Source organism: Ruegeria arenilitoris (genome assembly GCF_013030985.1).
Lineage (GTDB): Bacteria > Pseudomonadota > Alphaproteobacteria > Rhodobacterales > Rhodobacteraceae > Ruegeria > Ruegeria arenilitoris_B.
On the sequence record NZ_WPYP01000013.1, the window covers coordinates 102,363 to 124,123 of the forward strand.

The 21,761-nt window shown below is 56.9% G+C and carries 21 protein-coding genes and 2 pseudogenes; 14 read left to right on the top strand and 9 right to left on the bottom strand.

Annotation, left to right across the window (positions count from 1 at the left end):
- Positions 1-9 precede the first annotated feature (9 nt).
- From GOX88_RS21030 to GOX88_RS21045, 4 genes are all read left to right on the top strand, one after another.
- Positions 10-882 (top strand): SPL family radical SAM protein, encoded by an 873-nt coding sequence (locus tag GOX88_RS21030; protein ID WP_170406625.1) that lies wholly within the window; start codon positions 10-12, stop codon positions 880-882.
- Between the two features lie 346 nt (positions 883-1,228).
- Entirely contained in the window at positions 1,229-2,413 is a 1,185-nt protein-coding gene (locus GOX88_RS21035) for a 4-hydroxybenzoate 3-monooxygenase (protein ID WP_170406628.1), read from the top strand.
- Between the two features lie 131 nt (positions 2,414-2,544).
- Entirely contained in the window at positions 2,545-2,913 is a 369-nt protein-coding gene (locus GOX88_RS21040; protein WP_170406630.1) for a protocatechuate 3,4-dioxygenase, read from the top strand.
- 28 nt (positions 2,914-2,941) lie between these two features.
- Entirely contained in the window at positions 2,942-3,787 is an 846-nt protein-coding gene (locus GOX88_RS21045) for a class III extradiol dioxygenase family protein (RefSeq protein WP_170406632.1), read from the top strand.
- Between the two features lie 360 nt (positions 3,788-4,147).
- On the opposite strand, the pseudogene GOX88_RS21050 reads toward GOX88_RS21045, so the two are convergent.
- The 3 genes and pseudogenes from GOX88_RS21050 to GOX88_RS21060 all read right to left on the bottom strand — a co-directional run.
- A pseudogene (locus GOX88_RS21050) lies at positions 4,148-4,303 on the bottom strand (integrase core domain-containing protein); the annotation flags it as partial.
- A 392-nt stretch (positions 4,304-4,695) separates the two neighbouring features.
- The gene (locus GOX88_RS21055) at positions 4,696-6,063 is read right to left on the bottom strand and encodes a sensor histidine kinase (RefSeq protein WP_367648091.1); all 1,368 of its coding nucleotides are present in this window, start codon (positions 6,061-6,063) and stop codon (positions 4,696-4,698) included.
- Positions 6,060-6,728 (bottom strand): response regulator transcription factor, encoded by a 669-nt coding sequence (locus tag GOX88_RS21060; RefSeq protein ID WP_170406634.1) that lies wholly within the window; start codon positions 6,726-6,728, stop codon positions 6,060-6,062. The genes GOX88_RS21055 and GOX88_RS21060 overlap by 4 nt, the downstream gene beginning before the upstream one ends.
- A 139-nt stretch (positions 6,729-6,867) precedes the next feature.
- Here GOX88_RS21060 and GOX88_RS21065 point away from each other — a divergent pair, with 139 nt between their 5' ends.
- From GOX88_RS21065 to GOX88_RS21085, 5 genes are all read left to right on the top strand, one after another.
- Positions 6,868-7,956, top strand: a complete 1,089-nt coding sequence (locus GOX88_RS21065; RefSeq protein ID WP_170406637.1) for a tricarboxylate transporter — start codon at positions 6,868-6,870, stop codon at positions 7,954-7,956.
- 82 nt (positions 7,957-8,038) lie between these two features.
- Entirely contained in the window at positions 8,039-10,069 is a 2,031-nt protein-coding gene (locus GOX88_RS21070) for a tripartite tricarboxylate transporter permease (RefSeq protein WP_170406640.1), read from the top strand.
- Positions 10,070-10,079: 10 nt separating this feature from the next.
- On the top strand, positions 10,080-11,168 hold the full coding sequence (locus GOX88_RS21075; RefSeq protein WP_170406642.1) for a 4-oxalomesaconate tautomerase: 1,089 nt from the start codon (positions 10,080-10,082) through the stop codon (positions 11,166-11,168).
- A 50-nt stretch (positions 11,169-11,218) separates the two neighbouring features.
- Positions 11,219-11,455 (top strand): hypothetical protein, encoded by a 237-nt coding sequence (locus GOX88_RS21080; RefSeq protein ID WP_170406645.1) that lies wholly within the window; start codon positions 11,219-11,221, stop codon positions 11,453-11,455.
- Positions 11,452-12,432, top strand: a complete 981-nt coding sequence (locus GOX88_RS21085) for a D-2-hydroxyacid dehydrogenase family protein (protein WP_170406648.1) — start codon at positions 11,452-11,454, stop codon at positions 12,430-12,432. Before GOX88_RS21080 ends, GOX88_RS21085 begins: the two co-directional genes overlap by 4 nt.
- Here GOX88_RS21085 and GOX88_RS23545 read toward each other — a convergent pair.
- Positions 12,401-12,532: pseudogene (locus tag GOX88_RS23545) on the bottom strand (AbrB family transcriptional regulator); the annotation flags it as partial. The gene GOX88_RS21085 and the pseudogene GOX88_RS23545 sit on opposite strands and share 32 nt — an antisense overlap.
- A gap of 163 nt (positions 12,533-12,695) precedes the next feature.
- A complete protein-coding gene (locus GOX88_RS21090; RefSeq protein ID WP_254443392.1) occupies positions 12,696-12,977 on the bottom strand; it encodes a recombinase family protein in 282 nt (93 codons plus the stop codon).
- Between GOX88_RS21090 and GOX88_RS21095 the strand changes: the two genes are divergently transcribed.
- Positions 12,967-13,527: a LysR substrate-binding domain-containing protein gene (locus tag GOX88_RS21095; protein WP_217354280.1), complete on the top strand. Its 561-nt coding sequence runs from the start codon at positions 12,967-12,969 to the stop codon at positions 13,525-13,527. The two genes, GOX88_RS21090 and GOX88_RS21095, sit on opposite strands and share 11 nt — an antisense overlap.
- Positions 13,528-13,615: 88 nt before the next feature.
- Here GOX88_RS21095 and GOX88_RS21100 read toward each other — a convergent pair whose 3' ends face one another.
- The 4 genes from GOX88_RS21100 to GOX88_RS21115 all read right to left on the bottom strand — a co-directional run bounded on the left by GOX88_RS21100 (position 13,616) and on the right by GOX88_RS21115 (position 17,057).
- Positions 13,616-14,011 carry a nuclear transport factor 2 family protein gene (locus GOX88_RS21100; RefSeq protein ID WP_170406655.1) on the bottom strand — a complete coding sequence of 132 codons (396 nt, stop codon included), beginning with the start codon at positions 14,009-14,011 and terminating at the stop codon, positions 13,616-13,618.
- A gap of 235 nt (positions 14,012-14,246) precedes the next feature.
- Positions 14,247-15,194, bottom strand: coding sequence for a DMT family transporter (locus GOX88_RS21105; RefSeq protein WP_367648094.1), 948 nt, complete (start codon positions 15,192-15,194; stop codon positions 14,247-14,249).
- 856 nt (positions 15,195-16,050) lie between these two features.
- The gene (locus GOX88_RS23870) at positions 16,051-16,194 is read right to left on the bottom strand and encodes a hypothetical protein (protein WP_437436441.1); all 144 of its coding nucleotides are present in this window, start codon (positions 16,192-16,194) and stop codon (positions 16,051-16,053) included.
- A gap of 233 nt (positions 16,195-16,427) precedes the next feature.
- A complete protein-coding gene (locus tag GOX88_RS21115) occupies positions 16,428-17,057 on the bottom strand; it encodes a response regulator transcription factor (RefSeq protein WP_254443393.1) in 630 nt (209 codons plus the stop codon).
- 219 nt (positions 17,058-17,276) lie between these two features.
- On the opposite strand from GOX88_RS21115, the gene GOX88_RS21120 reads away from it, so the two are divergent.
- From GOX88_RS21120 to GOX88_RS21135, 4 genes are read left to right on the top strand one after another with little or no spacing between them, the layout of a single operon-like run.
- The gene (locus GOX88_RS21120) at positions 17,277-18,518 is read left to right on the top strand and encodes an aminotransferase class V-fold PLP-dependent enzyme (RefSeq protein ID WP_170406659.1); all 1,242 of its coding nucleotides are present in this window, start codon (positions 17,277-17,279) and stop codon (positions 18,516-18,518) included.
- A 28-nt stretch (positions 18,519-18,546) separates the two neighbouring features.
- Positions 18,547-19,743: a malate--CoA ligase subunit beta gene (locus GOX88_RS21125; protein ID WP_170406664.1), complete on the top strand. Its 1,197-nt coding sequence runs from the start codon at positions 18,547-18,549 to the stop codon at positions 19,741-19,743.
- Positions 19,743-20,630, top strand: a complete 888-nt coding sequence (gene sucD / locus GOX88_RS21130) for a succinate--CoA ligase subunit alpha (protein WP_170406667.1) — start codon at positions 19,743-19,745, stop codon at positions 20,628-20,630. The genes GOX88_RS21125 and sucD overlap by 1 nt, the downstream gene beginning before the upstream one ends.
- Positions 20,630-21,601, top strand: a complete 972-nt coding sequence (locus GOX88_RS21135; RefSeq protein WP_170406670.1) for a 2-hydroxyacid dehydrogenase — start codon at positions 20,630-20,632, stop codon at positions 21,599-21,601. Before sucD ends, GOX88_RS21135 begins: the two co-directional genes overlap by 1 nt.
- Positions 21,602-21,761 lie beyond the last annotated feature (160 nt).

Sequence of the window (21,761 nt, forward strand, 5' to 3'; positions counted from 1 at the left end):
ATCAACGCCATGGTGCTTGAAATCCACGAAGTAGAGGCCAAAACCATCATCTCATCCACAAAGGTTCCGAGCGCTGATTTTGTTATTAACCCTTATACAGGCTGCCAGTTTGCATGCAGCTACTGTTTCGCAAGTTTCATGGGAAGGTTTGTCGGTGAGAGCATCTCGAATTGGGGTAACTATGTCTATGTGAAAACCAATGCGGTGGATTTGTTCGAAAAGGAAGTTCATCGCCTGCTAAAGAAGAAACCACATCCGCGACTCTCAATCAGCACTGTTACTGATCCGTATCAGGGTGTCGAAAGAAAGTACCGCCTGACCCGTGGCGTTCTGGAGGCTCTGGTCAGGCACAAATATCGCGGGCGGGTCAGTATTCTTACAAAGAGCCCTTCCGTCATGGATGATGTCAGCCTGCTGCAAGAGCTTGAGAATGCAGAAGTCGGGCTTTCAATAGCAACAACGGATGACGCGCTGAGCCGAAAACTGGACATGATGGCACCGCTGGCCAGCGCAAGGTTGGATGTACTGCGACGTTTGAATGAGGCCGGGATCAAAACTTATGTTTTCGTCGGGCCATTGTTGCCGCATATGCATTTGCGCCCACATTTGATCGACCATCTTTTTTCAGAAATCAAAAGCGCCGGGACATCAGAAATCAAAGTGGAATTCCTGAACATGCCAGGTCATGTGTGTGTCCGCTTGAATGGCTATCTAAAGGACGAACCCACTGAGATTCAGGAAGTTTACTCGAAGTCTCAAGATGCGGGTTACCGGACTCTATTGGAAGATCAGGTCAGAACCTTGCTTGATGCACACGGGCTGAAGCTGCGTTTTGACGAGATTGTTCATCATGCCAAAGCAAAGTCGTTGGTGGAGGTTTGAGATTCAACCGGTGACTTGAGGCCGATCGATCAAACAACCGGTCGGAAAGTTTTCCAGTAGCTTCCTCACACACACCTCATCACGGCTATATGCATAACTGATGTCTATATTGATTATCATTTTGCATGAATAGCTCTTATGGTTCTCGGTCGTTATTTTTAGCACACCAATTTGGTACTGGGAGGAGATCGAAACTGACGGGTAATGCCAGCCTAGTGGTAGTGCAGAGCAGTTTGATCTTTGAAGTGTCGCTGACACCTCCTTCCAAATACCTGAGCAGAATAGCCGCGAGAACTCCCGTCGAACGGCCAGAGCAACGGACATTACGGTAAAAAGGAGCCAGCCAATGCATGTCCCCGTAGCCATAATCGGAGCCGGACCATCCGGGTCTCTTCTGGCCTGGATTCTCCGCCAGCGCGGAATCGAGAGCATCGTGTTCGAAAACCGCAGCCGAGCTTATGTCGAAGGTCGCATTCGCGCTGGCGTTATGGAAAAAAACGCCGTCGACCTGATGGTCCGTGCCGGTGTCGGTGAGCGGCTTCAGAAAGAATCCATGTATCAGCGAGGTGTCGAGGTCGGCATCAACAATACTCATCATTTCATCGATTTTGAAAAACTGATTGGCGTGGGTGTCACTGTTTATGGTCAGTCGGAAGTGACCAAAGACCTGCTCGGCGCTCTGAACAGCGTAGGACACAACGTACTCTACGAGACCCCTGTGACCGGAGTGTCTGATCATCATGGCGACAAGATCACTGTTACCTATGAGGAAGGCGGCGTCGAAAAGACCCTGACTGCCGATTTCGTGGTTGGCGCCGATGGCTATCACGGCGCATCGCGCAAATCGCTCCCGGAAGGCGGGATCAGGATGCACGAAAAGACATACCCGCTGGGCTGGTTGGGCATCATGGTGAAGGCGCCGCAATCCAAACCTGTCGCCTTCTTCACCTACCATGACCGGGGCTTTGCGCTCCTGAGCATGCGGAGCCCGGAGATTCAGCGTCTTTATCTGCAGGTTGCCAATGACGAGAACCTGGATGAATGGTCGGATGACCGCATCTGGGATGAGTTGGATGCACGCATGGGAACCGAAGGGTGGGAACTCATCCGCGGCGAAATCTTCCAGAAGGATTTGGCACCGCTGCGCAGTTTCTTCTGCGAAGAACAGCGTTATGGTCGCATGTTTCTGGCCGGCGACGCGGCCCACATCGTACCGCCCACAGGCGCAAAGGGTCTGAACTCGGCCTTTGCTGATATCAGCGTGCTCTCGGCCGGTCTGATCCAGCACTATACCAAGGACGACTCCTCCATCCTCGATCAGTATTCCAGGCTGGCAGTGGAAAGGAATGTGCAGACCCAACGCTTCTCGTGGGCAAATACCGCTAAATACCACATCTTCCCGGGGACCAATTCCTTTGAACGCCGAATGCAACAGGCCGAGCTGGAATATCTGGTGACCGATGAAACCGCGCAGATCTCCTATGCCAAGCAACATACGGGTCTGCCTTTCGCTTACTGGCCGGAACTGTGAGCCAGCGCAGCGACTGTAGTGGCAGCCAAGGGTGCCAAAATTGCGGCGGCTGCAATCCGACCGCCCGGTTCTTCGAACCAGGACCGGGCGATGAATCCGTTCAAATTCTCGCTGGGAAAGGAGCAAAGAACATGAGCAAAGAAACCGGACACTCGGACCACATTCCGGGCACCACCGTGTTTACCGGGCAACGGTCGGCAAAGGGTCTCCAGCTGAATAAGTTCGCGTATTCACTTCGGTTGGCCGAAAACCGTGCTGCGTTCGAAGCGGATCCTGAAACCTACATGAACAACTACAAGCTTTCGGATTGGGAAAAGCAGAAGATCGTCGAAAAGGACGTGAAGGCGCTGATCGAGGAAGGCGGCGGCAGCATCTACATGCTGATCAAACTTGGTGGCGTCACCGGTGACGGGCTTGCCTCTATGGGCGCTCAGCAACGTGGTGAATCCGTCGAAGAGTTCATGAAGACACGGAACGTTCCGCTGAAGCAGAACACCTGAACGAAGTCAGATCACAAAGGATACGAACATGGGAAAAATAGTTGCAGGTATTGGTTCGTCGCATATTCCGTCGATCGGGACTGCCTACGACCAAAACGATCAATCTCCTGAATGGCAGCCGTGTTGGGAAGGCTACAAGCCGGCAAAGGCTTTTCTGAAGGAAAAAGGCGTAACGCACGCGATCGTCATCTATAATGATCACGGCACCGACTTCTTCTACGACAAGTGCCCGACCTTTGCGATGGGCGCGGCCGATGAGTACCCGATTGGGGACGAGGGCTGGGGGATCCGGGATCTTCCGCCGGTAAAGGGCGATGCCGATTTTTCCTGGCATCTGGCCAACTCGCTTATTATGGACAGCGAGTTCGACCTCACCGTCTGCCAGGAAATGGTGATGGATCACGGTCTGCTGGTTCCACTGCCGCTTCTCTTTGATCACGATCCGGATTGGACCGTCAAAACCGTGCCGCTGCACATCAATGTGCTTCAGCATCCACTGCCGACGCCCAACCGTATCTGGCAACTGGGCCACGCGCTTCGCAAAGCCGTGGAGTCCTACCCCGAGGACGCGCGCGTTGCCGTGGTCGGCACCGGCGGTCTGTCGCATCAGCTCAATGGTACACGCTTCGGTCATACCAACGAAGATTGGGATGAGGAGTTCCTCAACAAAATCGAGGATGACCCCCAGGCCTTGATCGACATCCCGCACGATATCTGGATGGAGCGCGGAGGCGCGGAATCGGTTGAGATGATGATGTGGCTTGGCATGCGTGGCGCACTGACCTCCGAGGTCAATAAAATCCATCGTAGCTACTACATGCCGATGCTGACAGGCATGGCGGTCACCGTCATGGAAGATGCCAAAGCGGCATAGGAACAGCGGCGTCCGGCAGGTCATTGCAGCGGCCGGACGCCACCGATCCATTCTTCTATTCGAACCGGGCTTTGGGATACCGACCGCCCGCACTAAAAACCATTGTCCCGGTAGACCAGGGGCCAGTCGTGCACTAACAATCAGATCGGACCAGGCGGAATCGGGAAATTTGCTGAGCCGCCAAATTTCTCATACTGCAGGCGCGAGCGATTTCTGCGTTAGTAATAGCAGAACGAGCAATAGGCTACATAGGTCAGCATCTTCCGAGTGCCTGCGCGGTGTCGCGAACGAGTGGCCCAGCGCGAAGTTGGGCGAAAAGGAGCCACTGAGCAGCCTCGTCTGACTGGTCCACATAGATTGTTAGTGCATCATCGGCCTGTTATCCATCGGGATCATGGTTTCCGGCGCTTGCGGGCGATAGCCCAGAGCACTGTGGGGGCGTTTTGTTTTGTAGTGTCTCCTCCATTGCTCGATCAGAATTTGAACGTCGCACAGGTTGTAGAAGACTTCGCCGCTGAAGCGCTGAACCGTCGGAGCATTCAAAATGCGCAATAATCTTAAGGTGTTGAATTCAATGGAAGGGGAGTCTCAATAATTCAGTCCCACTATTTACGTACTCCGACAGGCGATGTCGGATCACTTAATTGCCGAGACTGTGGTCGCAACAAAATCAGTTACTTGGGGTTTTGAATTTCTGAGACTCTAGAATTCATGATTTTCTGGCTGAGCAAACGAGAAGCAGCCCTTCGTTTAACGCGCAGAGAATGACGGCAGCGAGTCCATTTTAACGAATGCTGCGCCTCGTGCAAAGGGCCGTAGACCGTGGGAAAGCAGACCCTCGCTACAATTGCAAATAATGCAATTTGATCGTGATGGGCTTCGGGTTTCTAGTTAAATTTCGAAACGAATTAGAGGACTATAGGAAGTTCAAGCGTAACGCTCGCTCCTCTTTCGACGTGGTTGATTGCGACCATTCCTCCGTGGCGCTTCGCCACCGCAGACACGATTGACAACCCCAAACCGCTGCCCTCGGAATACTCCAGCTGCGAAAACCGACTGAACGCGGCTTCGCTTTGGTCGGGCGAGAGGCCTGTTCCGTCATCGGCCACCGTTAGTTTGACGTAGCCACCGTCACAGCGCAGCATAACTGAAATTCGGCTCAATTTTGCGCCGCCGTGCTTAACTGCGTTGTCCAACAGATTTTTGATGGCTTCAGTCAAAAACACTCGATCCCCTGAAGCTATGATCGACGTTTCCGGCATGGTGACCTCGAAGTCGATCCCTTTTGTGAGGATGTGTACGCCCATCTCTGCACAAGCCTCTTCCACGACCAAGCGGAAATCAATCTTATCAAACTGATCCTGATGTGTAGGTTGCCGCAGTCGCTCCAGCGACAATAGCTGCTCCGCCACCGTGGCCGAATTCTTTGCCGCCGCCACAAGCTCGACAATGCGTTTGTCTTTATCCGCATCCGTTTTAGCATCGCGCAGTGCCTCGGCCATGGACTGGACTGCGGCTGCCGGATTTCGCAGCTGATGCGCGGCTTCTGAGATAAACACCTGATGGGCGTTGATGCTGTGTTCGACCTGCCCGAATAGCCGGTTCAGGGTCTGAACAATGCCACGGACTTCGACCGGTACCGGGCGTTTGATCTTGCTGAGGTCGTCGGGTGAGCGCAGGTCAATGGCGTCCTGCAAATCCAGCAACGGCCGCAGGCCGCGCGCGACGCCGAACCATACGACAAAGGCGAGCGTGGCCAGCAGGATACCCATCAGGATTGCTGCGCGGATCGACAATTCGTTGGCAAAGGCGTTGCGGTCCGCGATGCGTTGCCATGCCGTTACCGTCGCATCCCCCACCAGATTCCCTAGCGTGACCCGTTCGGTCATTTTCAGCACGCGCACTGGCTCATCCCGATAGACCGCCTCAAAGAACTGCGGTTGGTAAACATCCTGCTGTGGCGGGCTTGCTGAGGCTGGAGGATATGCGTACCCGGTCACGTAGATGCCGCCGGGTCCGGTCACGTGATAGAAAATTTCTCCTCCCGATGCATCGCGGATTAAACTGCGCGTGGTGGGCGACAAGGCATCGCCCTCTGACACCGCCACATCGCGCGAAATCGCCAGACCGGCGGATAACAGGCTGTCGTCAAAAAGTTCCTGCGCTGTTTGCTGGGCAACAGTGAAGCGCCAATATCCAAGCAGGATTGCGAGCAGCACCAAAGGCGTCAGGATCAGAATGAACAGCCTAAGCCTGAGCGAACCATGCCTGATCACTTATGCACCTCAAGCAGGTATCCAAGGCCACGAGCCGTCTTGATCCGGATGCCAAGATTCTGAAGGCGCTTGCGCAATCGCGACACATGGGGTTCGACGGCAGAGTCCTCGACATCCGCGCCCACACCGTAGACGTAATCAGTCAACTGGCTTTTGGGGACAATCCTGCCGCGCCGTTCCAGCAGGCATTCAAGTACGGCCATTTCCCGGCGCGGCACGTCAAGTACCTGCCCATTTGCGCTGACCTGCCGAGCAGTTCGGTCAAATTCCAGCTCTCCGATGGTCTCGCGCGCACCGTAGTCCAGTTGTTTGCGGCGGGACAGCGCGCGAATGCGGGCCTCAAGCTCATCCATCTCGAAAGGTTTGACCAGATAGTCGTCCGCGCCCATATCCAGACCCGAAACCCGGTCACTGGTCTCGCTGCGCGCGGTCAGCAGTATGACGGGGGCGCTGTCCCCCCGATTGCGCAGCGAACGCAGGATTTTCAGCCCTGACCGGCCCGGTAAGTTGATATCCAGAACGATCAGGTCCGCCCCCTCTTGTACCAGATACAGCTCGGCCGCGTCGCCGTCCGTCAGCACATCTGCGGCATGACCACGATCACGCAAGCGGTAGGCAATAGCGTTTGCGAGGGTCTCATTATCCTCGACGATGACGATCCGCATTCGGGCTCCTGCAAGTTTCACGCAAGGTTGGCGCTCCATGATTGACAGATGGGAGGGGGAATCAACCCCACAGTTCTATTTGCGATCACAGTGGCGCGGAGAGCGCTGACGTGGTTGTCTGGTCAACAGGGAGGAACCAATGGCCAATTCCAACTTCACCCGCCGCGCCGTCGTGGGGCTGATCGCCGCCGCCGGACTTGCCGCGCCCGCCGCTGCCGAGGTCGATTTCTCGGGTAAGACCATCGAGTGGGTCATTCCGTTCTCGGAAACGGGTGGGTCTGCTAAATGGGCCAATTTCTTTGCACCGCTTCTGTCCGAGGCGCTGCCGGGTCAGCCGACCGTTGTGGTTAAATTCATGCCCGGCGCAGGGTCGACCAAAGGCGCGAATTGGTTTCAGGAGCAAAGCCACGATGACGGCACACTGCTGTTTGGCACATCTGGATCAACCCAGTTTCCCTATCTGCTGAGCGACCCGCGCGTGCGATACGAGTATAACGACTGGATTCCGGTCATGGCGTCCGGAACCGGCGGTGTTGCTTATCTAAATGCCGAGGACGGGGCCAAGTTCGACGGGTCCGCAAACGCTCTGAAGGATACCAATTTCATCTACGGCTCGCAGGGTGCGACCCGTCTGGATCTCGTGCCGTTGTTGGCGTGGCAGATGCTGGGCATGAATGTCGAGCCCGTCTTTGGCATCAAAGGCCGTGGAGACGGTCGCCTGATGTTTGAGCGTGGTGAAGCCAATATCGACTACCAGACCTCCTCGGGTTATCTGGGCGGTTCGGCGCCGCTGGTCGAGGCCGGTAAGGCCGTGCCTATGATGACGTGGGGTGCGCTGGATGCCGATGCCAATATCGTACGCGATCCGACTTTCCCGGACATTCCGACCTTTAAAGAGGTCTGCGAGGCAACTGATGGCTGCGAAACCAGCGGCGAGGCATGGGACGCGTGGAAAGCCTTCTTTGTTGCGGGTTTCCCTGTTCAGAAACTGGCCTTCTTGCCGAGTGACACACCGCAAGAGGTGGTTGAAGCCTATACCGCGGCCTTCCAGGCGGTGACCGAGCGTGGCGACTTTGCGGACATCTCCTCCAAGCGTGTAGGCAAATACCCTGTGTTCGTGGGCGACGGCTCCAAGGCAGCGCTGCAAACTGCAACGAGCGTGGATGACAACGCCAAGCAGTATGTCTTGAACTGGCTAAAAGACTCCTACGGCGTCGAGCTGAACTAAGCTGGCCCTTCACGGCGTGTGCCCTCCCACACGGGGGCCGCGCCATCTGAATTCTACCAAAATTGAATGAAAGGCGGCCGCTATGGAGGTTTTCGCCACCGCTCTTCCTGCGCTTGGTGATGCGTGGGCTCTGATCCTGCAACCTATCGTTCTGGGTTATCTTGTGCTCGGCGTTGTCATGGGGCTGGCCGTGGGCGTCTTTCCCGGGCTCGGCGGTATCGCTGGCCTGTCCCTTTTGCTGCCATTCATGTTCGGCATGGACCCGATCCTGGGTCTGGCTCTGATGATTGGAATGGTCGCTGTCGTTCCGACCTCGGACACATTTGCTTCGGTTCTGATGGGGATACCAGGCAGTTCTGCTTCGCAGGCGACCGTGCTTGACGGCTTCCCGATGGCAAAAAAGGGAGAGGCCGCGCGGGCGTTGTCTGCTGCCTTTGCGTCATCCTTATTCGGTGGTCTCGTTGGCGCGACCTTCCTAACTATGTTCATCCTGATCGCGCGGCCCATCGTCCTGGCCTTTGGTCTGCCCGAGATGCTGATGATAACCATTCTCGGCCTGTCGATGGTTGCCATTCTGGCCGGACGTATCCCACTGAAAGGCGTTGCCGCGGCTGGGTTGGGCCTGATGGTGGGTACGATTGGCGAGGCCGATGCCGGCGGCTCGCTTCGGATGGCGACCTATGACATTCCTTACCTGACGGATGGTCTAAAGCTGGTCATCGTCGGTCTGGGTATCTTTGCCGTTCCCGAAATCGTCTCGCTGCTGCGGCAGGATCGGTCGATTGCCAAAGGCGCTTCGTTGGGCGCTGGATGGCTGGATGGCGTGAAGGATTGGTTTGCAAACATCTGGTTGTCGGTCCGCTGTTCGATCATCGGCGTGATTGTCGGGGTTATCCCCGGCCTCGGCGGCTCGGTTGTCGACTGGATTGCCTATGGTCACTCAGTTCAAACGACCAAGGACAAAAGCAATTTCGGTAAAGGCGAAGTGCGCGGTGTCATCGGCCCGGAAAGCTCGAACAACGCCAAGGAAGGCGGCGGTCTGGTGCCGACGCTTCTGTTCGGCATCCCCGGCTCAGGATCGATGGCGATCTTCATTGGTGCAGTCGCTCTGCTGGGGTCGGGGGATATCGAAGTCGGTCCGAGCATGCTCCAGGACAATCTCGACATCACCTATTCGATCGTCTGGCTGCTGGCGCTGGCCAACGTGGTGGGCACCATTCTGTGCATCGCAGCCTCGGGCGGGATCGCCAAGCTGACCACGATCCGGTTCACCTATCTGGCCCCGTTCCTGTTCATGCTGATCAGCTTCGCGGCCTTTCAATCCGGACAGAACTTCGAAGACCTGCTGGCCCTGTTCGTGATCGGCCTGATCGGCATCTTTCTGCGTCGGTTCGACTGGTCGCGTCCGGCCTTTCTGATCGGCTTCGTACTGTCGAACCCGGTCGAAAAGTTCACCAATCAGGCGTTCCAGATCGCCTCGTTCCGGTTCCGCAAGAGCTTTGGGGAGGGCATGGAGTATGTCTTCAGCCCCATCGTGATCGTCCTGATCGTTGTTACGGTTGTCTCGGTCATTCTGGGCATCCGGCAGGCCAAGATGATCATGGCTGAGGGTGACGTGCAGGCCGGGCACAAACGCGCGCCGTTGATCTTTCTGCTGGTGATCATGGCCTATCTGATCGTCGCTTTGGTCAACGCCAACATGATCCCTGACTACAACATGACTGACAAGATCATCCCGCTGGTGATCGGCAGTGTGTCTCTGTTCTGCTGCGTGATCCTGCTGATTCAGATGATGCGGCGGCCCGAGGGCGACGCAATCTTTGCCGACAAGGAAATCGCTGGTGAGGATGCCGGCGCGCCCCATGGTCTTTGGTCCACACTGGCATGGTTCGCCAGCCTGATCGCGGTGACATGGTTGGTGGGCTTCATCCTGGCATTGCTGGGCTTCCTGATTGCGTTTTTCCGCATCCGGGCCGGGGCCAGTTGGCAGATGACATTGATCCTGACCGCCTGCGGCATTGGATTCATGTGCCTGATGGCGGGCGCACTGAACCGCGATTTCCCGCCGGGTCTGTTGCAAGACATGGTCAGCCTGCCCTGGCCGTTGAAGTGAGGGATTCAAAATGACCCAAACCGCAATCCCTTACCTCTTCATGCGCGGCGGCACGTCAAAAGGTCCGTATTTCCGCCGCTCGGACTTGCCCGAGGATCTGGACACGCTGGCCGAGGTGCTGATCGCCGCTCTTGGTTCCGGGCAGTCGCTGAACATCGATGGTATCGGCGGCGGCGCGGCGGTGACCACGAAGGTCGCGATGCTGTCGATCAGTGAGGATGATTGGGCCGATATCGACTATTTCTTCGCGCAGGTCTCGGTCGATGACAAGCTGGTCGATTTCAAGCCCACGTGTGGCAATATCCTGTCCGGCGTTGCCCCTGCGGCCATCGAAATGGGGCTGTTTGTACCTCAGGGCGATGAAACTGAGATCCGCATTCGGGCCGTCAATACGGGGGCTCGGGTCGTGGCCAAGGTGAATACACCCGAGGGCGAATTGACCTATGAGGGCGATGCGGAGATCGCTGGTGTACCCGGCCATTCAGCGCCGGTGCAGCTGAGTTTCATGGGTGTGGTGGGCTCGGCAACCGGAGCTTTCCTGCCCACGGGCAACTTACGCGATACCGTTCAGGGCGTTGAACTAACTTGCATGGATGTTGCAATGCCGATGGTCATCGCCCGCGCCGCAGACTTCGGGTTGACGGGCTATGAAAGCGCTGAAGAGTTGGATGCCAACCACACTTTTTTTGATCGGATGGGGGCTGTTCGGATTGAGGCCGGGGATCGGATGGGTATGGGGGATGTGTCCAAATCGGTCACTCCCAAATTCGGCCTCGTCGCGCCTGCCAAAGAGGGCGGAACGCTTGCGGTGCGGTATTTCATGCCGTGGAAGACCCACCCGACCATGGCGGTCACCGGCGCGCAATGCATGGCGTCCTGCGCGCTGACGCCTGGCACAGTGGCGGACGGTTTGCTGGATCGCCCCACTGCAAGTCCGGCTGAAGTCGTGCTGGAGCACGCCTCCGGCGAAATCGACGTGCTGGTGGACTTCTCCACCACCGACGGGTTCTCCGTGGACGCGGCGGGCCTAGTAAGGACCGCGCGCAAGTTGGCGGACGGGCATGTTTATGTGCCGCAATCTGTTTGGAACGGAAGTTGATCAGGTGTCGTCTACGCGGTATACTTCGGTATACAATATTGGAGGACACGATGGACGACTATTCGGAATGCCTCGCTATCGCGCGTCAGGAACTTAGGTTGGCGCAAGCGGTCCTAAGGCGGGATATGGCAGAGTACCCGACACCGATCGCTGGGTGCGATGAGCAGTTCAACCATCTGCTGGACCAAAGCGAACGCGTCCGGAACGCGCTGGCCGCCCTCGACGCTCCGCATTTTGTACCAACCCCAAGAAAGCTGACCTGCGGTCAGGGTATAGAAAGCCGATGAACGTACATATTCTGGATGACTGGTTTGACACGCTGCGTGGCCTGCCTTGCTTTGAAAAACTCATCAGTCATGAGGTGACGGTATGGACGGATCATGTCGAAGACACTGACGTTCTGGCCGAGCGGTTGCAGGATGCAGAGGTGCTGGTGCTGTTCCGGGAACGCACCAAAGTCACTCGCGCCTTGCTGGAGAAATTGCCGAAGCTGAAACTGATTAGCCAGCGCAGCGTTTATCCTCATATCGATGTTGAGGCCTGTACAGATCACGGATTGTTGTTGTGTTCGAACATGCATGGTGGGACGCCGTCCTACGCCGCAGCCGAACTTACTTGGGCGTTAATCATGGCTGGGATACGCGACTTGCCCGCACAAATGGCCTCGGTCAAGGCAGGGCACTGGCAGGCTGGTGTTGGCAAAACGCTGCGGGGCCGTCAATTGGGGCTCTATGGTTATGGTCGCATTGCCCGCGCCGTTGCGGGTTATGCCGAGGCGTTCGGGATGAATGTTGTCTGGTGGTCGTCTGAGGAAGGCCGGGCACGCGCGCAGGCGGATGGCGCGCTGGTCGCGCCCAGCCGTGAAGCGTTCTTTGCCGACAGCGATGTCGTCTCAGTCCATGTGCGCCTGAAACCGGACACGCGCGAGATCATCACCGTATCGGATTTCGCACAGATGCAGCCGGGGGCGCTGTTTGTGAACACCTCACGGGCCGGGCTGATCGCTCCGGGCGCTTTGCTTGAGGCGCTGCACGCCGGTCGCCCCGGCAAGGTGGCCATTGATGTGTTCGATACCGAGCCACTGACCGATTCGAGCGATCCGTTATTGTCGCATCCAAACCTGATCGCGACCCCGCATATCGGCTTTGTCACCGAGGACGAGTTCGATCTGCAATTCGCGGATATATTCGATCAGGTGAACGCCTATGCCGAAGGCGCTCCGATCCACATGATCAACCCCGAGGTTTGGACCAGCGCAGAATAAGATTTGCGGCGATGGGTGCACCGATGATTGCCAACACGATCCTTGTCAGATGGGGGGTGATCACAAAGCCCAGATCCGCGCCCGAGACGATGGCGAGAAGTCGCCTCAACAAACGACCCCATTGCCTAGGAAGCTGACATAGGTCCAATTGCAGCGAATGTTCACTCAGTCCTGCGTTGCGGTCTTTCAGATCAAGCCTGACGTACGGCCGTTTCGTGCCACCCAACAACGCTGCCGACAGGACTAAGCTATGTTAGCTGAAATCATGCCTTGATTGTTTTCCAGTTAGTCGCACCCAACACGGAATTCTCCGTGCCTGATGTCGTGCGGATTGAAAGGAAAACAAATGAAACGACCAGAGTTACCACCATTCGACCAAGATCACCGGCTGTACTCACTTCCGGTTCAAGAACCTGCAGGGAAGCGCCTTTGGTATCCAGTTCATGCACCAGGTTCAGAACATCCCTCGTAGAACGACCAAGGCGGTCAAGTCGGTGAACAACCAGTTCATCACCTTCGCGTAAAAACTCGAAGATGGTTTCCAATATCGAATTGAGGATCGATTCAACAATCCAAGCTGTCGACCTCATGCCGGGCGGAATTGATATGGCCATCCGATACGGAACAGGTCACTGGCCAGGGCTTGTATCGCAGATGCTGTTACCTGGCTGTCTGAAAGTCGTCGCGTTCCGTGACTTGATCGGAAACCAGGTGCTTACGAATCCTTCAGAATTGCTTGATTTCACGCTTCTTCAGAAACAAGCGTCAGTCGAGTTTGACCTGTGGTTAGAAAAGGTCGGAGTTCCGACCGACGCCGACAGGAGAGTTGTCCGCGTACCGGGCAATATGCTGCTGGATGGCATCCGTCGTGGTGATGGTATTGGGGCGACGGTACCGGCTTTTGTTTCCGACGAGCTGAAGTCGGGACAACTCGTGGCGCTGTTCGACGATCCAATACCTCAGATCGGCTACTACCTTGTCACTTTGCCGGGCCCGGTTCGACCAGCGACAAATCTGTTCATGCAGTGGCTCTCGAATTCAATTACCGAATATGAGAAAAGCCTTTTCCGATGGACGCCCTCTCACTTGCTGTAGGCAGTAAAGAGCTCCGACTAGAGTCAAATTGGGTCTAACTTGCCGTATATGACTGTGCGTACAGTGCGCGAATTGGCGCCGGATATGTTCATGTTCCCGCAACTTGGCGTTCATAATCCACACCATCATACCAACCGAGCGATTTGGTGACGTTCAGGTTGTCGTCTAAGTCCCATTCTTCCCAGCCCGAGAAACGAACATGGTTACCAGTCTCTTTATGATGGCCTTCGAAAGTCCACGCATAGACCATGTGGTGATCGGCGACCAGAACCGTGTCGAGGTTAAGAACGAGGTCAGGGAAGTCAGCCATAAATCCCGCTGCCATGTCGCCAATTTCCGTCCGGCTCTCCATTGGGTCGCCACCGTTCATTATCATGATTGTATGCTCAGCATATCTTCTGGCGACATCGCCAGGCGCCCGGTTTGTCCAAGCAGCGCAATGATCTTGAGCTATGCGACGGGCGGTTTGTACATCAGGTGTCATCTATATCTACATGTCCTAAAAATCGCGAAAATACATGGTTGCAGAAACGTTAATCGGGTCTCTGAAAGCAATCAAGTTTGCTTAACAGCGCTTCTCAACGATGGCAGGTTTGTTTGTCTCACGGCAATCCGCTCATTGAAATTGCTGCGCTTTGAACGAACGGCAGTTCTCGGAAAGCCGATGGGTGGACTCTGAGAGATATCTAATGTCGGCTGTGGGCCGAGGGTGTGTAGCCTTAGGTTGGAGGTGCGGCGCGCTCGGTGACCAACTGTCTGGCTGTAACCCTTTCGCGATGTATCATATAAAGCCCTGCACTGATGATGATGGCAATACCAATCAGGCTAAGCGTGTTTGGGAAGTCACTAAAAACAAGATAACCGAACAGGGTCGCCACCGGCAGTTCAAAGTATTGCAGTGGAGCCAATGTCGCAGAAGGCGCAAATGAAAGTGCATAGGTCATCATCATGTGGCTCACCGTCGCGAAAAAGCCAGCACCCAGAAGCCATAACAACGCAATATCTGTCGGCCAAACGGGATCGAACAGATCAGAGCCGGAACCTTGCGCAACTATTAAGATTGGAATGCAAAACAGGCTGGCAATCAGGCCGGTGTGGAATTGCAGGGCCACCGGGTGCATTCGGCGCGACAATCCCCGCGTCACAAGAATGTATAAAGCAAAGGCAATTGCAGTGCCGAGTGGAATAATGGCAACCGCGCCAAAGGCCGCGAAACTGGGTTGGATGACGAACAACACCCCAACAAACCCCACAAGCGCTGCCGCGACACGACGCGGGCCGACATCTTCGCCAAGATAAAACTTGCCGACCAACAAGACTATGAACGGGGCCACAAATACGATTGCCAACGCATCGGCAAGTGGCATCACGCGGATTGCTGCAATGAAACAAAACGTCGCAAACAGCAAGAGTAAAGAGCGGAATACGAGTACCATCAAATCACCTCGCGCCACACGCAACGACAGTCCCATAATCCAGACAAACGGCGCCATCAACGTGCACTGCACCACAAAGCGAGCAGCCGTAATCTGCCCAACTGGCACACTCGCCGATGCGAGTTTCGCAGCTACATCTAACAATGGAGCAGTCAGGCAAAACCCGAGCATCAGTGCAACACCGACAAGGATGCGATCTGTTGATTGAGGTATGGAATTAGGGGCGGTCATCCCATCATGTAGAAAGGTCGCCAAATGCATGTCTGTCCTTAATGCGACGCCAGGCAAAAGTCCCGATATTCCCGAGTTCAGTCTGAGTTGAAATTTGCACCCGCAGCGAATGGCAGCTTCAACGGGCCGCACCGCGGCAACATAGGTAGTGGATCAACGTCCGTAATGGCCCGAGCGCTGAGGCCGGGTATTCTGCTAATCAATCAAGCCCAAGTAAGACAAACTGTGCTGGTTTCCAGGTTGCTAAGAGGCTCATTGGCTTTCTGTTCAACGTCGACTTGAAGCGCTTGAACCACCAAAACACTCAAAAAGCGCAAAAATCTTAAGGTGTTGAATTCAATGGGAAGCGAGTCTCAATAATTCAGTCCCATTATTTACGTACTCCGACAGGCGAACTGTCACAGCAGCTAACGGCCCGTAATGAGAGTTATGTAAAAATTATTCCAGACTGACCCAAAGGTTTGGTTTGTTGAAAGATCTACACGGTTCTCAAACCCAGAAACTCGGAACGCACAGCTTTCTTGGCCTCCGTCGCCGAGCATTTTGACCGCCGCCAGAAAGCGGGCGATTTCCTGTTCAGTATTGTAGTGACAAAACGAGATGCGGAAACAATCCAGCAGGCCAAGTGATACAAGCACGTTGCCGGAATATCGAAATAGGCCACCACATCCGACACGGTCGCATAAGACCCGGTGTCGCGGGTGCCCAACTCTCATCCGGTGGCTGGCGCACCTATCAGCATGTCATGCGGCGCTGAGGGGAGCCGGTCGGAAATCCTGGTACTGTCGTATCCGTGACGCGAAAACACTATCTAGGGAGAGAACAAGCCGGCATCGTTGTCATGCGGGACGCTCACTTAATCCAGCCCGGCAATCTCGGCCCAGCGACGCGCGGTGTTATTGATGCGACCCTGATTGTCGGGGATCGCAGCGTAGAAAGCCGACGTTTCGGCCACCGATTTCAACGTAAGCGCGCCATCGGCATTTTGAAAAAGATACATTCGCCCTGAAACGGGCAGCTTTCGGCATGGGCAAACCGGTCGCGGGTGGCCTCGATCAGGGCGGAATTATTCCGGATCATGGGTCGGGCACGGGTTAGACAGCGGAGACATCAGTGGACGGGTCGGAATTGCCGCTGCCAGCTCCGAGAAAGGTGAATGCGACCTCCGGAACTTGCGAACGCTGTCGTGCCGTTCCGCAAAGTGATCAAGGCAGAGTGATGTCAGGCTGACAGTTAGCTTCCGGACAACTGCGACGAATAATAAAAGGCAATGGCCTGGGCCCGATTTTTCACCGCCAGTTTCTCGTAGATATTGGACAGGTGAAACTTGACGGTGTTAGTCGAGATTTGCAGTTCTTTCGACAGGTCCCGGTTCGACATGCCCTTTGCCAGCGCTTCAAGGATGGCGCGTTCTTTACGGGACAGGCTTTGGATCGGGTCCTGCTGCATTTTGCGGACATCGATGAACGGGAACACCATTTTCCCCGCTGCCACGTCCACGCAGGTTTCCAGCAGACCCTCCACTTCTCCGGATCGTGCGGCAAATCCCGCCGCCCCGGCCTGCATTGCCAGGCGCGGGATTTCACCGGTCGTTTCCCCATAGACAACAAAGCGCGGGGCGTTGGCCTGTTCGCGCAACACTTCGATCAGTTTGGCGGCCCCCAGCACCGGAAGGTTCCAGTCCACCACGCCAACCTGAACAGGCACCCGCATCACAGTTCCCAGGAACCCTTCGGCGGTGGCCGAGGTCGCCACCAATGAGAATCGCGGATCGCGTTCAAAGATTTCAGACATGGCGGACAAGACCAGCGGGTTGCTGTCCGCCAGCATGACATCGATCGGACCGTTAGCGGTAGCAGGCATCTGGTTCACCCTGTTATTATCCAAAACCACCCGTTTGGGTAGGTGCTAATTCGGTATACTTTGGTATTTTTACCTAAATGGGTAGGTAATTCCCCATCCATTTAGCCATCCTAAAGCAGTAGTAAGTTACGTTGCGTTACAGGGCAAGTCCGCGTTTTCTATTCGGCAACGTAACACAACAGGCCGCAGGGCCCGAATAACCGCCGAGGATGTCTAACGATGACCTTTCAGATTTTCCCACCGCTCGAAATTCCCGAAACGCTTGCCGCGGGTCCGGGGCCGGGCAATACCGACGCCCGCGTGTTGAACGCATTTGCCAGTGCGGGCGTTGCCGATCACATGCAGGGCGACGTCCTGCGAGGCATGATCGAGTGCAAGCATATGCTGCGCAAGATCTGGGGCACCGAAAACGCCTATACATTCGCTGTGGCTGGCACCGGCTGGAGCGCTCTGGACACCATGTTCTCGGCTGTGCTGCCCGGCGACAAGGTGGTTGCGTTTACAAACGGCACCTTCTCGGGCATTGATGCACTGACCCTTCGCATCAAGGCGGCAACGCCCGAAGAACACGCGGCCAACCCGCTGGACCCGCAGGCCGCCAGCGTCACCGTGATCGAGGTACCGCATGGCCAGCCGGTGACGGGTGAGCTGGTCGAAGCCGCTCTGGCTGAGCATCAGCCGAAATGGGCCTTCATGGCGCATTGGGAAACCGGCTCGGGCCGGATCAACGATCTGCGCGGGTTCTCGGATGCCTGTGAACGTCATGGTGCGATGGGTCTGATTGATGCGGTCTCGTCGTTGGGTGTCGATGATTTCTCGATTGATGATTTTCCGGGCATCGCCGGTTGGGCGTCCTGCCCGCAGAAAGGCCTGTGCTGTCTGCCGCTGACCTATGCACCGGTCAGCTTCACCGATGCCTATATCGAAACCCTGAAGACGACAGGTGCCTACACCTATGTTCACAACCCGATTTTCGAGGCCCGCCACTGGGGTATCGTCGATGGTCAGGACGTGGAAAAAGGCACCTATCACCGCACCCATTCGGGATACGCCGTTGCAGCCTTCCACGAAGCCCTGCGCCTGACCCTGCAAGAGGGTCTGGCCAAGCGCTCGCTGTCTTACCGGACCCACGAAAAGGTCCTGCGCGATGCCGTGGTCGAGATGGGGTGTGAGGTGACTTCGGACATGCCCAGCCTCATCGTGCTGAACCTGCCGCCGGAACTGGCGGGCCGTGAGATGGAACTGGTGCAGAACTGCCGCGCCCGTGGGTTTGGCATCTGGCCGACACTCAGCGCGCCGGTGCAGGTCCGCATCGGGATCCTGAACCAGCTGAACCGACAGGCCGTCAGCCGGATCGTTCGCCTGTTCGCCGAGGCCCTGCGCGAGCTAGGTGCCGAGGTCGACCGGGACGCAATCGAGGCTTTGCTGGAAAGCCGCTACGGCACGTCGATCGCCGCTTAATCACACTGCATGAACGGGAGGATTGCAGATGGATATCCATGAATACCAAGCGAAAGAGCTTCTTTCGAATTTCGGTGTCGACGTGCCCTCGGGCGCGTTGGCTTACAGCCCCGAGCAAGCCGCCTATCGCGCCCGCGAGCTGGGTGGCGACAAGTGGATCGTCAAGGCGCAGGTCCACGCCGGCGGGCGCGGCAAGGCCGGAGGAGTCAAGCTGTGCAACACCGAGAACGAAATCTATCAGGCCTGTGACGATCTGTTCGGTCGCAAGCTGGTCACACATCAGACTGGCCCGGAAGGCAAAGGCATCTACCGTGTTTATGTCGAATCCGCCGTGCCAATTGACCGCGAGATCTATCTTGGGTTCGTGCTCGACCGGTCCAGTCAGCGGGTGATGATCGTGGCCTCGTCCGAGGGCGGGATGGAGATCGAGGAAATCTCGGCTGAACGCCCGGACAGTATCGTAAGGTCAATTGTTGAACCGGCAGTGGGTTTGCAAGAGTTCCAGGCACGCGAAATCGCATTCAAACTGGGGCTGGAACCGAAGCTGGTGCAACAAATGGTGCGCACGCTGCAGGGCTGCTACGCCGCGTTCAGCGATCTGGATGCCACCATGGTCGAGATCAACCCGCTGGTCATCACAGGTGACGACCGCGTTCTGGCGCTGGACGCCAAGATGAGCTTTGACGACAACGCCCTGTTCCGTCACCCGCAGATCGCCGAGCTGCGCGACAAGAGCCAGGAAGACCCGCGCGAAAGCCGCGCGGCGGACCGTGGGCTGTCTTACGTGGGTCTGGACGGCAATATCGGCTGCATCGTCAATGGCGCCGGTCTGGCGATGGCAACAATGGACACGATCAAGCTGGCCGGGGGTGAGCCCGCCAACTTCCTCGATATCGGTGGCGGCGCTTCGCCCGAACGAGTGGCCAAGGCCTTCCGTTTGGTTCTGTCCGACGACAACGTGCAGGCGATCCTTGTCAACATCTTTGCGGGTATCAACCGCTGTGACTGGGTGGCTGAAGGGGTCGTGCAGGCGCTGAAAGAACTCGAGCTCGATATCCCGGTGGTCGTGCGTCTGGCCGGAACCAATGTGGAAGAAGGCCAGAAAATCCTTGCGAAATCGGGCCTGCCGATCATTCGCGCCACAACACTGATGGAAGCCGCAGAACGCGCCGTGGGCGCGTGGCGCAACGATCTGACCCAAAACACCAAGATGAGGGCTGTGTAATGAGCATTCTTCTCGATCGTGACTCGCGTGTCATCGTACAGGGCATCACCGGCCGCATGGCGCGGTTCCACACCAAGGACATGCTGAACTACGGCACCAACGTTGTGGGCGGCGTCGTGCCCGGTAAGGGCGGGGAAACCGTCGAAGGCGTTCCGGTCTTCGACACCGTCAAACAGGCCGTCGAGGCGACCGGCGCCGATGCCAGCCTTGTCTTCGTGCCGCCGCCATTTGCAGCTGACTCGATCATGGAGGCCGCAGACGCCGGAATCCGCTATTGCGTCTGCATCACCGACGGCATTCCGGCGCAGGACATGATCCGGGTGAAACGGTACATGTACCGCTACCCCAAGGAAAAGCGGATGGTTCTGACCGGGCCGAACTGCGCGGGCACGATCTCACCCGGCAAGGCGTTGCTGGGGATCATGCCGGGCCATATCTACCTGCCGGGCAATGTGGGCATCATCGGGCGCTCGGGCACGCTGGGCTACGAGGCCGCCGCACAGCTGAAAGAGCGCGGGATTGGTGTGTCGACCAGTGTCGGCATCGGAGGCGACCCGATCAACGGCTCGTCCTTCAAGGACATCCTACAGCGGTTCGAAGAGGACGAGGATACTCACGTCATCGCCATGATTGGTGAGATCGGCGGCCCGCAGGAGGCCGAAGCCGCCGAATACATCCGCGACCACATCACCAAACCGGTGGTGGCTTACGTTGCCGGTCTGACCGCACCCAAAGGCCGCACCATGGGCCATGCGGGTGCGATCATCTCGGCCTTTGGCGAAAGCGCCAGCGAGAAGGTCGAGATCCTGTCCGCCGCCGGTGTGACCGTGGCCGAAAACCCCGCTGTGATAGGTGAAACAATCGCCCGTGTGATGGAGGCCGCGTGATGGTCAAACCCTCGGTTCTTGTTACCCGTCGTTGGCCTGCCGCCGTCGAGGCGCAGCTGGCCGAGAACTATAACGCCGTATTGAACACCGGGGACAAACCTTTGTCCCCGGCCGAATTCCGGCAAGCACTGAAATCCTATGACGCGGTGCTGCCCACTGTCACCGATACGCTGAACGCCGAAGCAATGGATGTACCCGGCGCGCAGACAAAGATCCTTGCGAACTACGGCGTCGGATACAGCCACATCTGCGAGCCGTCGGCGCGTGGGCTGGGCATGACCGTGACGAACACGCCCGACGTATTGTCCGAATGCACCGCCGACATCGCCATGACGCTGCTGCTGATGGTGGCCCGCCGCGCCGGTGAAGGTGAGCGCGAACTGCGCGCAGGCAACTGGACCGGCTGGCGTCCGACGCATCTGATAGGCACCAAGGTCAGCGGCAAGACGCTGGGCATTATCGGCTATGGTCGCATCGGTCAGGAAATGGCCCGCCGCGCCCATCACGGGTTCGGTATGGAGATCCTCGTTCATAACCGCAGCCCGATCGCGCCGGACGTGCTGGCCAAGTGCAACGCAACGCAGGTGGACTCGGTTGATGAGCTGTTGCCGCAATGCGATTTCGTCTCGCTGCACTGTCCCGGTGGCGCCGCAAACCGTCATCTGATCAACGCGCGCAGGCTTGACCTGATGAAACCCGATGCGTTCCTGATCAATACGGCACGCGGCGAGGTCATCGACGAACGGGCTCTTATTCAGTCGCTGTCCTTCGACATGATCGGAGGGGCTGCGCTGGATGTGTTCGACGGTGAACCGCGCATCAATCCGGACCTTCTGCAATGCGACAACCTCGTGATGCTGCCACATCTGGGCAGTGCAACGCGTGAAGCGCGCGAGGCGATGGGGTTTCGCGTTCTGGATAATCTCAGCGACTTTTTCCAAGGCCTCGAACCGCGCGATCGGGTGATCTGAAAACCCACCCAAGCGCCAGTCAATGACCACCGATGCGGCCAAAATGGCGGCATCGGCCCCTCTTAAACAGGAGATTTGCCCCGTGAATGCCCCGCACCGCACCGACGGTTTTTTCACCCAGTCCCTCGCCGACCGTGATCCTGAGCTTTTTGGCTCGATC

Coding starts and splice junctions, on each gene's coding strand:
- GOX88_RS21030 (WP_170406625.1), top strand. CDS start 10: ATGGTGCTTGAAATCCACGAAGTAGAGGCCAAAACCATCATCTCATCC.
- GOX88_RS21035 (WP_170406628.1), top strand. CDS start 1,229: ATGCATGTCCCCGTAGCCATAATCGGAGCCGGACCATCCGGGTCTCTT.
- GOX88_RS21040 (WP_170406630.1), top strand. CDS start 2,545: ATGAGCAAAGAAACCGGACACTCGGACCACATTCCGGGCACCACCGTG.
- GOX88_RS21045 (WP_170406632.1), top strand. CDS start 2,942: ATGGGAAAAATAGTTGCAGGTATTGGTTCGTCGCATATTCCGTCGATC.
- GOX88_RS21060 (WP_170406634.1), bottom strand. CDS start 6,728: ATGCGGATCGTCATCGTCGAGGATAATGAGACCCTCGCAAACGCTATT.
- GOX88_RS21065 (WP_170406637.1), top strand. CDS start 6,868: ATGGCCAATTCCAACTTCACCCGCCGCGCCGTCGTGGGGCTGATCGCC.
- GOX88_RS21070 (WP_170406640.1), top strand. CDS start 8,039: ATGGAGGTTTTCGCCACCGCTCTTCCTGCGCTTGGTGATGCGTGGGCT.
- GOX88_RS21075 (WP_170406642.1), top strand. CDS start 10,080: ATGACCCAAACCGCAATCCCTTACCTCTTCATGCGCGGCGGCACGTCA.
- GOX88_RS21080 (WP_170406645.1), top strand. CDS start 11,219: ATGGACGACTATTCGGAATGCCTCGCTATCGCGCGTCAGGAACTTAGG.
- GOX88_RS21085 (WP_170406648.1), top strand. CDS start 11,452: ATGAACGTACATATTCTGGATGACTGGTTTGACACGCTGCGTGGCCTG.
- GOX88_RS21095 (WP_217354280.1), top strand. CDS start 12,967: ATGGTTTCCAATATCGAATTGAGGATCGATTCAACAATCCAAGCTGTC.
- GOX88_RS21100 (WP_170406655.1), bottom strand. CDS start 14,011: ATGACACCTGATGTACAAACCGCCCGTCGCATAGCTCAAGATCATTGC.
- GOX88_RS21105 (WP_367648094.1), bottom strand. CDS start 15,194: ATGACCGCCCCTAATTCCATACCTCAATCAACAGATCGCATCCTTGTC.
- GOX88_RS23870 (WP_437436441.1), bottom strand. CDS start 16,194: ATGTATCTTTTTCAAAATGCCGATGGCGCGCTTACGTTGAAATCGGTG.
- GOX88_RS21115 (WP_254443393.1), bottom strand. CDS start 17,057: ATGCCTGCTACCGCTAACGGTCCGATCGATGTCATGCTGGCGGACAGC.
- GOX88_RS21120 (WP_170406659.1), top strand. CDS start 17,277: ATGACCTTTCAGATTTTCCCACCGCTCGAAATTCCCGAAACGCTTGCC.
- GOX88_RS21125 (WP_170406664.1), top strand. CDS start 18,547: ATGGATATCCATGAATACCAAGCGAAAGAGCTTCTTTCGAATTTCGGT.
- sucD (WP_170406667.1), top strand. CDS start 19,743: ATGAGCATTCTTCTCGATCGTGACTCGCGTGTCATCGTACAGGGCATC.
- GOX88_RS21135 (WP_170406670.1), top strand. CDS start 20,630: ATGGTCAAACCCTCGGTTCTTGTTACCCGTCGTTGGCCTGCCGCCGTC.